Origin of the sequence: Oxyplasma meridianum, from assembly GCF_038024865.1 — an archaeon.
Classification (GTDB): domain Archaea; phylum Thermoplasmatota; class Thermoplasmata; order Thermoplasmatales; family Thermoplasmataceae; genus Oxyplasma; species Oxyplasma meridianum.
The window spans coordinates 775,399-789,022 of record NZ_CP133772.1; the positions used below are offsets into that span (position 1 = coordinate 775,399).

Sequence of the window (13,624 nt, forward strand, 5' to 3'; positions counted from 1 at the left end):
ATAATATCAGTCGCTGTTCAGGTCATGATCCAAAATCAATTTACCCAATTTTAATATGTCTGACAACAAAACATTGATATTATTTTCAAAAGCTACAAAAGAAGAGGGATGTGCGATTCACCTATTATCAGACATGCGGAAAGTCTGTTGTATCAAAAACTCTTCCCGCGTACCTTATCCACGTCTTACCCGGAATGAATTTTTCAGGAAGCTTGGAATTGATATACTCCTTGACTAAAGCAAATATGTTTTCCCGCATGTTTTTATCCTTATACTCGTCCATATTAAGTGCAATATAATACTTGGACTTAAAGACTGTTGCGGTCTGATGCTGTATAACAGTCGTCATACGGCATTCGACAACTATTCTATGGAGACCATAATAATCGGACCACCAATCAGATTTCCTAGTCTAATAAAAACTGCTTGATCTTCCTAATTCGCATTCCCTGGAATTTAACTAATTCAGCATAATTTATCGACTTGAATGGATAGATATCTTTTCCCAGGAGGTAATCCAAAATTCCTTGTACATAATTAGAATTTTGTCGCTGGATACCCAATTTTTTTATGCTTTTGAGTAGCTTTAAGTCATAATTAATTATATTCCGGACATCACTTCCTTTGCCTTTCTTTACTGTTCTACTTTCTATTTATTTTTTAATATCCAGAACAAGGCTCCTTATTTCGTTGGTCTTAAGCGTGTTGTTCCTAGAGATAACTATTGCAAATCTTACCGCGGTAAAAGGAATAACAAAAATAAAACCATTGGCCCAAAGATACTCTTGCAAAGTAGCTAGCGAAGTACGTTTATTTCCATCGATGAAAGGGTGCAAGCGAATTATCCCTTCGAACAGTGCCGCTGCCTTAAATGTATAACCAGGGTACAGTTCCTCTCCTTTGATCATTCAATGCGCATTTTCAAAAATAGAGTACACAGAGTTTCTGTCTCGGTACCCCTGCTCTATGGCAAAGTTAGCAGAAAGCTCACTGTGTATTTTAATTATGTCGCTTGCACTGAAAATCATAAAAAATTTTATAGTTTCTCTAGGTGTTCATAAACTAATTTTCCTATTGGATCTTCTTTGGTGAAGAATTCCAGGTCTCTCTTTATGTCAATTTTGTTTTTAACCATCATACTCTCATATTACCTGATTATATAATTATAATCTTTCTATACACTAACCCTTTAGGTTAAATTTTTCTGATCTGTTTAATTTCGATTATCACAGTTTAGCTTGCTAAACCATTTTTACTGAACTTAAAATGTTAAACGGGTCTACCCTTCAGTAGACCATTATAAATATGCTGAGAATAGGAGATGAAATTTACGTTTTGATAATTTGTGTTATTTATTAAAAATCAAGGAAAACTTGATAAGAGTGAAAAAGTAATAAAATGTAATTAGACTGAGAATTTAGGAATCCCATGCATTCCCCTGAAGTTTTATGCTTTTTGCCCTAACCCTTTAAAGTTTGGTAGGTCATTAAAGATTAAGAAAGAAAATGTCATCATATGATAACTGGATCCAACATTATCTACTTCCTTATATGTATCTGTTATCTTTCTGACAGACTCTTTCGGCTAATGGAACTCACAATGCGAACCCTGAAGAGGTATAGCAGAAAGGTGACAGTTAAAACAGAAGCTGCCACCATGGCTGGCACATAAAGTTTAGAGTAAACATCCGATATGCAATTATCCAACCCAAACAGGTATACAAAGATCATTGCTTTTTCATCCAGCCGGTTATCTGTCTTTACCACTATTGAAACAATAATCGAAATAACCGCTGCGGTGACAAACCATCCAAGAAAGTTTGTTACTGGATCTCCAAAATACTGTGTTTTTGAGATCCATATCCAAAGTCTTCCTGAATATCTGGGATCAAAGGACAGATCCAGAAATACCATAAGAAACGGCATTAAAAACTTTTTACCGCCAATGTAGCAATAGAAACTGAGGGATGCCCATAGAAGCGGAATAAAAATTGGAAGCTGGCCAACCATAGGCCCAAGTTCATTTGTGTACCTGTAGAATCCAAATGGTATACCGGTGTTAAGACTAATCAATTCAAACAGCGACCCAACTACCGCAGCTATCATGAAAAAATAAACCGATTTTCTCCCTCCTAATATGAGATATGAAGAAATAATGTATACAACAAGCAGACCAATTGAGACATTGAATGTGGAGAAGGTTTCCAGATTTTTAAAGAGTGGAAGTTGACCAATAAAGATATAGCCAAGATATGAAAAGGAGATGTACCAGGCAATGCTTTTTCTATAAGATTTATTCATTGTTTGTCATAGGCTTATATATTTAAATCTTGTTTTTACCATTCTCAAATGACATGACCTCATGGGACATGATAACTTAGCAGACAACTGAGTTAGTGTCTGTTCTAAACTTGAAATGAAAATGGTACAAAAATACATTTTTAATTTACAGAAAATATCGTGAAATGTCTTGCTCTCTGATCATGTATCGAGAATACATGTGCACAAAAGCCTGCCAAGTTACGTTTTAAGAAAAGGTAGTTGAGAGCAAATGTGAAAGTTCTACACCACAAACTGTATAGAATTTATGGTTTACAAAACTTATTCATCTAATTCGATGATAAACATTCCTCAGTTGTACAATAGTTTTCGCAATAATAATTTTAAGTATTGTGGTGATCACAATTTGTAGTGAATATAAATGGCAGAAGGCTTAGATATGCACAAAGATGGAAAAAGAGATGCTGTTCCCATAACCGTGGCCTACGGAGACGGGATTGGGCCAGAGATTATGGAAGCGACCCTGAGGATCATAGAAGCCGCCGGATCGAAACTTGACATTGAAACAATAACAATAGGAGAAGAGGTGTTCAAGAAAGGGATAACCTCCGGAATTGAACCATCTGCCTGGGATTCCCTAAGAAGAACCAGGGTATTCCTTAAGGCGCCAATAACAACACCTGAAGGTGGAGGGTTTAAGAGCCTGAATGTTACTGTAAGAAAAACTCTGGGACTTTTTGCAAATGTGAGGCCATGCCTTTCGTATTATCCATTCGTTGCAACTAAACATAAAAAAATGGATGTGGTAATAGTCAGGGAAAACGAGGAGGATCTTTACGGAGGTATAGAACATCGGCAGACTGCGGATGTAATGCAGTGCCTAAAACTGATATCCATTCCTGGATCTGAACGCGTGATAAGATATGCATTTGAATATGCAAAGAGATACAACAGACATAAGGTCACATGCTTCACAAAGGACAATATTATGAAAATTACCGACGGAACTTTTCACAGAATTTTTGATGAAGTGGCCAGGGAATATCCGGAAATTGAACATGAACACTGGATTGTTGACATTGGAGCTGCGAAATTAGCAGATTCCCCTGAACAGTTTGATGTGATTGTAATGCCAAATCTATACGGCGATATCCTTTCCGATGTTGCAGCTCAGATTGCCGGTTCAGTAGGTTTGGCTGGAAGTTCCAATATTGGGGATGGATTTGCAATGTTTGAGGCTATCCATGGCTCAGCCCCTAGGAGGGCAGGTCAGAACCTTGCAAACCCGTCTGGACTTTTGCTTGCAGCCGTGCAGATGCTTGTTCATATAGGGCAGGGAGATGTAGCAACAAAGGTCCACAACGCATGGCTTAAAACCATTGAGGATGGGATACACACATACGATATTTATGATCCTTCAGTATCAACAAAAAAAGTTGGAACCCGGGAATTTGCCGATGCTGTGATTGAACGTTTGGGGAAGGTTCCACAGAAGCTGATAAGTGTCAGTTACCCTGATCATGCGACTCCACCTGTTATAAAACTCCAGGATCGCCCGTTGCCGAAAAAGGACCTTGTAGGAGTTGACGCCTTTATTGACTGGAGAGGTTCAGCCGATGACCTTGGCAGGATGCTGGAAAAAATTGCAGGGCCAGAATTCAAGCTCGTAATGATCACAAATAGGGGAACAAAGGTATATCCCGGAGGAATTCCCGAGACTTTCTGTGTCGATCACTGGCGCTGCAGATTTCAGAATCCATCCGATGGTAAGCCTGTTACCCATATGGAAGTTGTAAATCTTTTAAGGCGCCTGGTTGAAGCTGACGTTCCTGCAATAAAGACTGAAGGTCTCTTCAATTTTGACGGAAAGCCCGGTTTTTCACTTGGACAGGGTCAATAGGGATTTTCCTGTAGAGATTTAAATTGTTGTAACCTTAAAATTATATTTCTTTATTTTTTAGAAAGATTATTCTAAAGCTATGGAAATTATGAAAATACAATGTCAGAAAACATTGCAGATCAGGCATTGATATAGAATTTCGAAAGAAAAGGAGAACCATCAGGAACGGATCTCCGAACAGCATGTTATAAGCATATCCAAAACCGGTCATGGGTTAGGCAAAGGACATGTAGAATCCACTGATGAAATCAAAGAATCCGATTCCAATAGCAGGATATATCAAGATCTGTATCTGTTCCTTATTCCCTTTTGCTGCGAAATAAAAATAAAATGATCCTATCGCAGTGCCAATAGCCAAACCTATCAGCATTATTGCCAATGGATCAACAAATGTCATTTTTACACCTTCATCCATTTATACCCTCTTCTTTAATTAAGGAAAAACCTAATTGGTAAGGTTCAAGATAAATTAAAAGCAATGAGAAAAGACCCTTTCCGGGAATAAACTAACAAGATTACTTTCTGTCCAAACTGTCTATTCAAATGTGGAAGAAGACCTTGAGAAGATCAACAGACACTGCAATGGCGACTGCAAGATATATCACCAGCTTATGGTCCAAGGCAGGTCCCTTGATTTCTTCTTCAAAGTACCTAATTAAAACTGCCTTTGATTAAAAGCCTCCATTCTTCTTGTCAGCCATGTGACTTGTTTATTCAATCTGCTGATTTAATCCTTTTTATTAACTGATCCTTTGATCATCCTTGGAGTGGGGCTTTTTGCATGCATTATTTAATCCATTAGAGTGATCGTTGATCAGAGTTTATAAATCCGGCTATGCGCTTTCTTTATAATGATGAAGTACCAATGCTGATCACTATGGCAGAAAATATAGACAAGTTGTGGATCATAAAGCGACTGAAGAAACAGATCTTTTTCCCAGATGGGATCGTATCGACGTGAAAGCGGCACAATCTGCAGTAAAAGACTCTCTGTCTGTAATAGAATCGTTTGGGAGAATTGAATACATGGATGTGTTAGGGCTCAATTACAGTACGTTCAGGTATTTTTTCATGGAAGCACTGTAGATTTTTTCTCTCTTCTAATCTTACTATTTGGTCAAACACCATCAACAAAAATCGGATAATCTGATTTAAAAGTAAGCTATAGACATATTATTTTGTTTATAAAGCCAATATCTTCCTGAAATGAAAGATTCCAGTTTCCTTGTATATTGCTTACACAACATTTTTAAACGTTATTACTATATATACACGTTGAAGGCTGATCTTACACTGGTCCATCCGCCTAGTATTTATGATTTTAGGAAGAGAAATCTGAAGGCAGGACCTATCAGTGACGTTGTACCCTCCACACCTATATTTGAGATGTATCCGATGGGCTTCATCAGTTTGCTTTCGTATCTGGTCAAGAATGGATATAATTCTAGAATAAGCAATGTTGCTACAATGATGGTCATGTCAAGGGAATTTGATGTGGAGAAATACCTGGGATCCATCGAAACTGAAGTTTTCGGCATCGATCTTCACTGGCTTCCGCATGTTCAGGGGGCAATCAATGTTGCAAGGATTATTAAGAAGCTCCACCCCGATAAGCCTGTACTGCTTGGTGGATTTTCGGCAAGCTATTTTTCTGACGGTATCATGAAGAGCTATCCTGAGATCGACTATGTTCTGAAAGGAGATTTTCAGGAATATAGCACAATGAAGCTTCTAGATGCACTGGAGGTAGGGCGAGGACTGGAAAATGTTCCTAACCTTGTTTACAGGGAGAACGGGGGCATCAAGAAAAATCCTGAATCACCTGAAAACTCAATGAAGAATGTATTTCTCGACTATAAGATCCTCATGAAAAACGCCATAAGATATAATGACGTCAAGGGTCACCTCCCTTACGCTGATTGGATAAACAATCCTGAAGCAGTAACGATAATCGAGCATGTTTGTCAGTTCAACTGCAGTTTTTGCGGAGGATCAAACTTCGCGTACAAGAATAACTATTTTGGAGCTTCTCCCATCTTCAGGGAACCATCAACTGTGGCAGAGGAGATTGAACTGGCACAGGAGATTCTGGGTTCTCCCGGATTTATTGCAGGGGATATCAATCTTGCAGGTGAAAAGTTTTATTCAAAACTGTTTACAGAGATGAGAGAAAGAAAGATTACGATTCCTATCCTAACAGAATATTTCAGACCACCATCACGTGAATATCTGTATACCCTTAGCAGGACTTTCGATGATTTTGCTGCAGAGATTTCTCCAGAAAGCTCCGACGAGAATATAAGGCGTTTCAACGGGAGAGAGTACACGAACAGGGAACTTGAGAAAAGCATTGATAGTGCTGCTGAATTTGGCTGCAAAAAGTTTGATGTTTACTTCACTCTGGGTTTAAGCAAGCAGGGTGAGAAAGAACTGAATGCTGACATAGAGTATGCAAAAGCACTGACCCTTCGTACTGTGCCGAATAAAATGCCTATTTATGTCTTTATCTCTCCTCTGACCCCATTCATAGATCCAGGTTCCTTGATCTATGAGATGCCTGACAAATATGGCTTCCACATTACCGCGAGTACAATAGATGACTATTACAATTTGCTTGATAAAGGCAACTCCTGGACTGATTTCCTGAACTACTATACTGACTGGATGTCTGTAAGCGAAATTGAAAGGCTGACCTACAAGTCCGAAATAGAAATGATACAGGCCAGGATTGATGAAGGTATAATTGAGAATAAACCAGGCCAGATCATTATTGACAATATACGAAAATACATGGCTGGTTCAGATTATGAAAAAGATAAAAGGACCTACAGCCATCTATCTTATTTGAACATCGACATTGAATGGTCTAGGAAACACAAACTTACAAGAAGTTCCCTTCTGATTTATTGGTACAAAAAACTGAAAGAACTGGAAAAAGAATTTGAAAAAAATTAATAAAATAGGTATAAAAATTTTATGGCGGGATTCCCAGGTGGCCGTTCAGTGCAATATAACTATTATCAACGCGAAAATTGTACCTGTTCCAAGTATGATCCACTCAAGATAGTAAAGATACTTATTCACACTGTTTGATCGAGGCTTAAGGTACGCTATTGGAGCCAGGATTGCACCGATTCCGTCAAACAGGAAAAGCCCCATTGCAGTTATCAGGTTATTACCTGATTCAAGATGCAGTGTAACTATGCAGTATGCTCCATCGAGAACATATATATCAAGGAGAAGAGCCAGTATAGGCATTAGTCCCAGATGCATGTTCTTGTATAGCATTATCGTTGAGATTATGATCAGAAGACCGAACATCAGGAAGGAAATTTGTACCACTACTTGGCTTAAAACATGAGGGATACAGATGTGATGGCCCACTTTTAAGAATCAAGGTTTTGATTTCTGTTAACATTGTTAACATCCACCTTTGGAAGTTATGATCTGACTGATCCTTAAACTTCTTGGGTGCAACCCAACACCCTCTATCCCGTCCTCAAATGATTCTGGGATTGCTTTTCTCATGATATTGTATGCTCCATTTACATCTGCGTTAATTATTGTTCCATTTGCCGATTTGAATAGTCCTCTTGTGATTCTTTTTCCTTTGTAATTATCATGATGTTCTATTGTCTCTTGATCTAAAAATGATGTTTTAGAAGTGTGTGATTCATCTATTGCAACAACATTTATTCTCTTCTCTTCTGCTTTGTATATGATCTGTTGTATAAGTGTATTGAATGGTATCTGTACAAACTTCTGGTTGTTTATCCTGCCTATATTTGTTTTTTGTTTCCATCCTTCATTATGGCCTATGGCAATTGTACCTATATGATCTGTTTCTGCATAATTGATAATGAATCTACTCATCTTATGCATAACATCCTTAATTTTTCTATCTCTCTTCATGAATAATCTCTTTTCTCTCTTTGTCATGTATCTGTCTTCTAACTGCCTATCACTTACTGATTTTAGTCTGGAATACTCTTTATTGAAATACTGATTAATGGAACTCACAGCACCACCCTTGATAGCAATTGGTTTATTACCAATACTATCTACAATAGTTACAATGTTCCTTACACCAATATCTATACCTATGATTCCTTTATTTTGTTCCTTTTGTCCCCTTACATTCTCTATCTCCTTCTCCATCTCCTTCCAATATGCTATCTCTATTTTGTATCCTATGCCCTGAGGTATTATCCTCACTTCCCTCAAATCTACATTATCATCTAATCTGGTTTTCACCTCCAGATTCATTATCTTTGGGAATTTTAATATTCCATTCTTTATCTTACATTGCTGGTTTGTGAATATTAGAATGAACTCTCCATCTTTGCCTCTGTATTTTGGCGGTTTTGGTCTTCCAAAAAAGGTTTTAAGATGTTTTCTATATTCTTTTCTATATTCTTTTTCTGCTTTGAAAAAAGAGATCCAAGCTGAAAAAGATTTCTTTATTGTCCATTGTGCTGTCTGTGCTGGTAGTTTTCTATAATTATTATTATCGCTTTCATTTTCATTCTGAAACAATTTTACTAAATGGTTGTAATCTAAAAGCTTCTCTTTATTGAAAAATTGTTGTCTAAGCACATAATTTGCTTGATTGTATAGATTATTTGAATAATGACACATCTTTGATATTATATCATTGGATTTGATGTATATCTCTTCCGTTCTAATGATCTTCATAACCAACCTCAATAGAGTGATTCTCTCTTTTTGAATAGATCTTCATTGAATAACAGGGAAGCATAGAAACTATTTCTTCAAAAATCTCTTCCGAATCGAGTTCTGCATTGCCAACTTCTGAAACAACTATTATTTCTGTTCCGAATTTATTGAAGAGATGCTTGAAAAGTTCAAAACCAACCCTGGATAATCTATCTTTATATGTTACTATGACCTTCTCAACTTTATAATTGATAATTTCATCTAACATATCAAAAAACCCTTTTCTTTTTTCGAAGGAGATTCCAGACGCAATATCAGAGTATATTGCATTGATAGTATAACCATTCATGAAACACCACTGTTTCAACTGATTAATCTGATTATCTAGATGGTGTTTTTGTTTTATTGTTGATACCCTTGCATAAAGAACTGTTTTTCTTTTTATATCCCTATTAAGAAGTTTGTAAACATCCTCATGGTTATAATCATATTAACGGTTGGGCATTACAGTAAATCTTATCTTTCAAGTTGTTGCATATACATGTAATGTTTTTCTAGAAATACGCAAGAGGTTTAAAACTTCATTAGCCTTCATTGTAAATATCAAAATATATCACGGGAATATAGTTATTGGAATAACCTATTATATAATTAAAGCAAGATGAGATATCATTGTTAGATCAACTTTAAAGAATTTTAAGAATAAGTTGGACTTTATGCAGGTAAATTCCATAAAGCATACTCTTTTTTAGAGTTCATTGATTCTCATAAGATGGGGATTGAATCAGTACATTCAGATTCAAGGAGAGTAATTTTCAGTTCATTTCTCTCCTTTATTCTGAATTCAACAGTCAGATTCTTCATACCTGTACTTCTTCCTTTTCTCATTATTTCACTGAGGATAGACCTTTACCTTGGATCGCTTTTAATCACCGCTTACTGGATAGGCTATACATTTTTTCAGATTCCATCGGGAATTATTGGAGACAGATTTGGTACAGCTCCAGTGAACAAGGTTTTCTTTATTCTTCTTGCTTTATCTTTTCCTTTCATATATTTTCTCAGAGATTCCTACTCAGGACTTTTTGCACTCCAGGTTATTATAGGCGCAATATCCGCAGTTATTTACATCACCGACGCTTCACTGGTCCAGAAATGGTCTCCCATGTCTGGGAGAGCCGCATCTGTGGGGTTATATCAGACTGGATTTTTCGTGGGCGCATCCTTTGGGGAATTCTTTGTCCTTGAGATGTTCCGGTTCAGTTTTGTTCTTCCCTTCCAGGTTATTCTTGCATTTCTTGCAGCTGTTGCCATCCTGAATCTATTTTATATCCGGGAGCCCAAAGAAAGTTTGAAAAAGACAAAGGGCAAGATCTCAAGAGATCTGATTTATGTATGTTTCATAAGATTTTCAGCCGGTTTCTCCTATATTGGCTACCTTTCTCTTTTTACCACTTTCATAGTTTTCGATCACATAATAGCATACTCTGGAGCTTATTCACTTGCATGGATTCCTGCGTCAGGAGGTCTAATAGGTTCTCCAATAGGTGGATACCTTTCCGCAAAACACAGCAGGGGCAAGTCAATAGTTTCTATCTTTTCTGCTGCGCTTATTGGACTCTCTCTGATTCTTCTGCCTTATGTTCAGGTATTCTATGTGCTGATCATCTCCTCCCTGACCGGATTCTTTTACGGACTTTATGCAGGTCCGTCAATGAGCATGGCTTCAGACTTCAGCGGAGGGGATCAGAACGTATCATCGTCAAGCGGAATTATCAATTTCAGTTCTCAGATTGGGGGCGCTATTTCTCCAGTAATAGTGGGTTACTTATTCAGAATTTTTGGGAATTTTGATTGGGCATTTATTATAATGGGAACTGTAACTTTGCTGACACTTGTGCCACCGGCAATGAAGTTCCTAGTGCTTCACAGAAATGTAAAACTGTCAATGTGACATCTTCATTCCTACCATTGATGGTGTTCCCTATGCATCCATAAATTTAGGGAGATTGGTCTTGCGAAGGATATGGAAGGACATTTCATAGTTTATGTCTGTGAATATTAAATTTCAGCACTGGAAATAGACTTTCAGATCGTTGTTGAATCAAAAATAAAAATTCCGGGCGAATATGCAGGATGTATCCTTTCTTTCTTATAATGTGAGATATGAAACTTTGGTTGTCTGTCCTGGTTAAAGTAATGGATTTACGTTCAGAATTCATATTGTTTAACATTTATCATCTTAATTTCCTTGATAACACTTAAATCTAAATTCTCTGTTAAGGTCTCATGTGATTTATTTTGATTGTGCATGGCATTTTCAATAATAAGGCAGATCTTGTACTCTATAGTAACAGATAATGTATATTCTAATTTTGTTAGATATTTACCGCTATCCTTAAAAATACTATTTAAGGAACCAATCCTGATTTTTCCAGGAATAATGACTTAGATAGAAGGTCTTTCCTCAAATCCCATAAACTTTGAATACTTTTAATATACTCCACAATAATGTAGGATACCACTGCGGAGGTTGTCGAGCTAGGTTAAAGGCGATGGATTTAGGGTCCATTCCCGCAGGGGTCCGTGCGTTCGAATCGCACCCTCCGCATTCATAATTTTTGAAGAAACACACTTCATTAGGAAAGTTTCACCATAAAGGCAGAATAGAGATGGGATGGGAAATCAACCAGATATGGGCAATGCCTGGCAATAAGAAAGTTTATCTCTTTTGTTTTTATAGATTAAAGATGCTTATTAGAGACATCGACAGAAAGCTCGACATGAGACTTGTCCTTAAGGTCAGACAGGCCACTGAACTGTTTAATGTCACATCTGAACTTGACATAAAGCTTCCAACATACGTTTACGGTGTTGATGGAACCTCAAGAATTAGCACTTATTTTCCTAAGATCTTAAAGGGAGTAAACATGATGGCCCTTCTGAACAGATTCAATGCAACAGAAAGGGAGGATTCCTACGTTGTAGATTCAAGAATCAACAATCTGGAAGATCTTGCAATAATAGGAAAGCTGATAGATCTCCCTTCATTCGTCATCAACAGAGCTGATATGTATAGAGGATTCCTCAACATATATGCAAGATTTCACAGCAGCCAGATTGATGCTGTCTCCGACCTGGTCGCTCAATACACCGCGGATTCTGAGAACGCAAGGGTGGAGTGGCTTGGGCCCAGCCAGGGTATAATAAGAATAATGGATCTGATCAATTCAGATTATCCAGTGTCCATTCTGACATACGAATTCAGCCTGTGGAATGAAGATAAGAATGAGATTGATCTTGCACATGAAGCTGAGATTATTGGAGAATTGAAGAACAGCCAGGACAAGGACAGTTATCTCAGGCTTGTTGTATACTCACATCATGTCATATCCAATCCAATAAACAACCTTTTACCCATCTCTACAAAGGACAATATTTATGAATTCAGATTTTCAAGTCCTTTTCTGAAATCTGTGAGATCTGATGCAAACAAGAATCATATAATGAGACTGCGCCATTTTGTTAAGCCTGCTGGAGATAAGCTAAGGGTTACCGTTTTTCTTCCCAGGTCAAGCATGTACGAGTACTATTCCCTACTCTACAGCAAGGCAAGGAAGAATGACCATGGCGTAACAATAATGCATTTGCTGCCTTATTCATCTGATGTATGGGAATTTCTTTAGTAATTTTCTTCTCTTAAACATAAGTTAGATTACAATTGTTGATCCCATAACACTGTTATCAGCAGTGTTAACCATATGCTTCCTTGCTTCTTGATTCTGACTGGCCTGAATGATGTTTCCAAAAAGGTTCTGAGTTGCAAATTTTATGGCTTTTACATAATAGTTATTTTAGCATATTCTCCGCTTCAGAACTATCCCCGGTAAGGTGAACCGATTTGGCGGGGGAACTGATAAGTCCAGAATTACTGATTTAGTCCTGACACTGCATTTTCAATATCCTCTATCAGGTCTTCAACGTTTTCGATTCCAACCGAAACACGAATCAGGGAATCAGATATTCCTAAACTCTTCCTCTCTCCAGCCCCCACACCTTTATGTGTCATTCTGGCAGGAAGTTCTATGAGGGATTCAACACCTCCAAGGCTTTCCGCCAGTGAAAAGACCCTGAGATTCTTGAGGAATTTCTCCACCTGGTTTCTGTCAGCATTCATTTCAAAAGACAGCATTCCACCAAATCCTCTCATCTGCCTCTTTGCCAGATCATGCTGGGGGTGGGATGAAAGACCCGGGTAGAGAACTTTTTTACCCATTTCTGCGATTCAAGATATTCTGCAATCTTCATCGCATTCTCAGCATGCTGCTTTATCCTTACGCCAAGTGCCCTTATTCCCCTCATAACAAGGTAACTGCCAAAAGGGGAAAGCATGGAACAAATGGCATTCTGATCAAACTTGAATTGTTCTTTGAGTTCCTGGTTATTAACCATTACCGCCCCACCGATTGAATCACTGTGGCCGTTGATGTACTTGGTTGTACTGTGAATAACAATGTCCGAACCCAGATCCAGAGGGTTTTGGAAATACGGGCTTGCAAATGTGTTGTCCACCGCTACAGGAACATTGCTTTTGTGGGCAATTTCAGAAATTGCAGAAATATCAGCAAGTTTCAGGAAAGGATTAATTGGTGATTCCAAGGTCATAAGTGGATTAATATATGTATTTGCAACCAGGATAGGGTACATAAAAGAGAAAGTTATACTGTTCAAGGAGACAAAAGAGAATCTTGCAGAATGATCACACATT

Annotated in this window: 11 protein-coding genes, 1 tRNA gene and 3 pseudogenes; 6 read left to right on the plus strand and 9 right to left on the minus strand. The window is 37.7% G+C overall.

Features of this window, described 5'->3' with window-relative positions; translation table 11 throughout:
• Positions 1-127: 127 nt before the first annotated feature.
• The 3 genes from OXIME_RS03955 to OXIME_RS03965 form a co-directional block, all read right to left on the minus strand.
• A complete protein-coding gene (locus tag OXIME_RS03955; protein WP_393972171.1) occupies positions 128-349 on the minus strand; it encodes a hypothetical protein in 222 nt (73 codons plus the stop codon).
• A gap of 304 nt (positions 350-653) precedes the next feature.
• Positions 654-908, minus strand: coding sequence for a Fic family protein (locus OXIME_RS03960; protein ID WP_393972172.1), 255 nt, complete (start codon positions 906-908; stop codon positions 654-656).
• Positions 909-1,559: 651 nt separating this feature from the next.
• Entirely contained in the window at positions 1,560-2,300 is a 741-nt protein-coding gene (locus tag OXIME_RS03965; RefSeq protein ID WP_393972173.1) for a carotenoid biosynthesis protein, read from the minus strand.
• Between the two features lie 400 nt (positions 2,301-2,700).
• Here OXIME_RS03965 and OXIME_RS03970 point away from each other — a divergent pair, with 400 nt between their 5' ends.
• Positions 2,701-4,179, plus strand: a complete 1,479-nt coding sequence (locus OXIME_RS03970; protein WP_393972174.1) for an NADP-dependent isocitrate dehydrogenase — start codon at positions 2,701-2,703, stop codon at positions 4,177-4,179.
• Positions 4,180-4,393: 214 nt separating this feature from the next.
• Here OXIME_RS03970 and OXIME_RS03975 read toward each other — a convergent pair whose 3' ends face one another.
• Positions 4,394-4,594: a DUF981 family protein gene (locus OXIME_RS03975; protein WP_393972175.1), complete on the minus strand. Its 201-nt coding sequence runs from the start codon at positions 4,592-4,594 to the stop codon at positions 4,394-4,396.
• Between the two features lie 124 nt (positions 4,595-4,718).
• Positions 4,719-4,880: pseudogene (locus tag OXIME_RS03980) on the minus strand (preprotein translocase subunit Sec61beta).
• A 199-nt stretch (positions 4,881-5,079) separates the two neighbouring features.
• On the opposite strand from OXIME_RS03980, the gene OXIME_RS03985 reads away from it, so the two are divergent.
• Positions 5,080-5,265, plus strand: a complete 186-nt coding sequence (locus OXIME_RS03985) for a hypothetical protein (RefSeq protein ID WP_393972176.1) — start codon at positions 5,080-5,082, stop codon at positions 5,263-5,265.
• Between the two features lie 189 nt (positions 5,266-5,454).
• On the plus strand, positions 5,455-7,134 hold the full coding sequence (locus OXIME_RS03990; RefSeq protein WP_393972177.1) for a TIGR04190 family B12-binding domain/radical SAM domain protein: 1,680 nt from the start codon (positions 5,455-5,457) through the stop codon (positions 7,132-7,134).
• A gap of 45 nt (positions 7,135-7,179) precedes the next feature.
• On the opposite strand, the gene OXIME_RS03995 is transcribed toward OXIME_RS03990, so the two are convergent.
• The 3 genes and pseudogenes from OXIME_RS03995 to OXIME_RS04005 all read right to left on the minus strand — a co-directional run bounded on the left by OXIME_RS03995 (position 7,180) and on the right by OXIME_RS04005 (position 9,451).
• On the minus strand, positions 7,180-7,521 hold the full coding sequence (locus OXIME_RS03995; protein ID WP_393972178.1) for a DUF981 family protein: 342 nt from the start codon (positions 7,519-7,521) through the stop codon (positions 7,180-7,182).
• 78 nt (positions 7,522-7,599) lie between these two features.
• Entirely contained in the window at positions 7,600-8,874 is a 1,275-nt protein-coding gene (locus OXIME_RS04000; protein WP_393972179.1) for an RNA-guided endonuclease InsQ/TnpB family protein, read from the minus strand.
• Positions 8,861-9,451: pseudogene (locus OXIME_RS04005) on the minus strand (IS607 family transposase). The gene OXIME_RS04000 and the pseudogene OXIME_RS04005 overlap by 14 nt, the downstream one beginning before the upstream one ends.
• A gap of 177 nt (positions 9,452-9,628) precedes the next feature.
• Here OXIME_RS04005 and OXIME_RS04010 point away from each other — a divergent pair.
• From OXIME_RS04010 to OXIME_RS04020, 3 genes are all read left to right on the plus strand, one after another.
• A complete protein-coding gene (locus OXIME_RS04010) occupies positions 9,629-10,810 on the plus strand; it encodes a nitrate/nitrite transporter (RefSeq protein WP_393972180.1) in 1,182 nt (393 codons plus the stop codon).
• Positions 10,811-11,382: 572 nt separating this feature from the next.
• Positions 11,383-11,467: transfer RNA gene (locus tag OXIME_RS04015), tRNA-Leu, on the plus strand.
• A 139-nt stretch (positions 11,468-11,606) separates the two neighbouring features.
• A complete protein-coding gene (locus tag OXIME_RS04020; protein WP_393972181.1) occupies positions 11,607-12,542 on the plus strand; it encodes a hypothetical protein in 936 nt (311 codons plus the stop codon).
• Between the two features lie 242 nt (positions 12,543-12,784).
• Here the strand turns inward: OXIME_RS04020 and OXIME_RS04025 are convergent.
• Positions 12,785-13,623 (minus strand): annotated as a pseudogene (locus OXIME_RS04025) (trans-sulfuration enzyme family protein).
• Between the last annotated feature and the right edge of the window lies 1 nt (position 13,624).

What these genes read in the sequence shown, in the direction of transcription:
- OXIME_RS03955 (WP_393972171.1), bottom strand. Translation starts at nt 349, where the DNA reads ATGACGACTGTTATACAGCATCAGACCGCAACAGTCTTTAAGTCCAAG.
- OXIME_RS03960 (WP_393972172.1), bottom strand. Translation starts at nt 908, where the DNA reads ATGATCAAAGGAGAGGAACTGTACCCTGGTTATACATTTAAGGCAGCG.
- OXIME_RS03965 (WP_393972173.1), bottom strand. Translation starts at nt 2,300, where the DNA reads ATGAATAAATCTTATAGAAAAAGCATTGCCTGGTACATCTCCTTTTCA.
- OXIME_RS03970 (WP_393972174.1), top strand. Translation starts at nt 2,701, where the DNA reads ATGGCAGAAGGCTTAGATATGCACAAAGATGGAAAAAGAGATGCTGTT.
- OXIME_RS03975 (WP_393972175.1), bottom strand. Translation starts at nt 4,594, where the DNA reads ATGGATGAAGGTGTAAAAATGACATTTGTTGATCCATTGGCAATAATG.
- OXIME_RS04000 (WP_393972179.1), bottom strand. Translation starts at nt 8,874, where the DNA reads ATGAAGATCATTAGAACGGAAGAGATATACATCAAATCCAATGATATA.
- OXIME_RS04010 (WP_393972180.1), top strand. Translation starts at nt 9,629, where the DNA reads ATGGGGATTGAATCAGTACATTCAGATTCAAGGAGAGTAATTTTCAGT.
- OXIME_RS04020 (WP_393972181.1), top strand. Translation starts at nt 11,607, where the DNA reads ATGCTTATTAGAGACATCGACAGAAAGCTCGACATGAGACTTGTCCTT.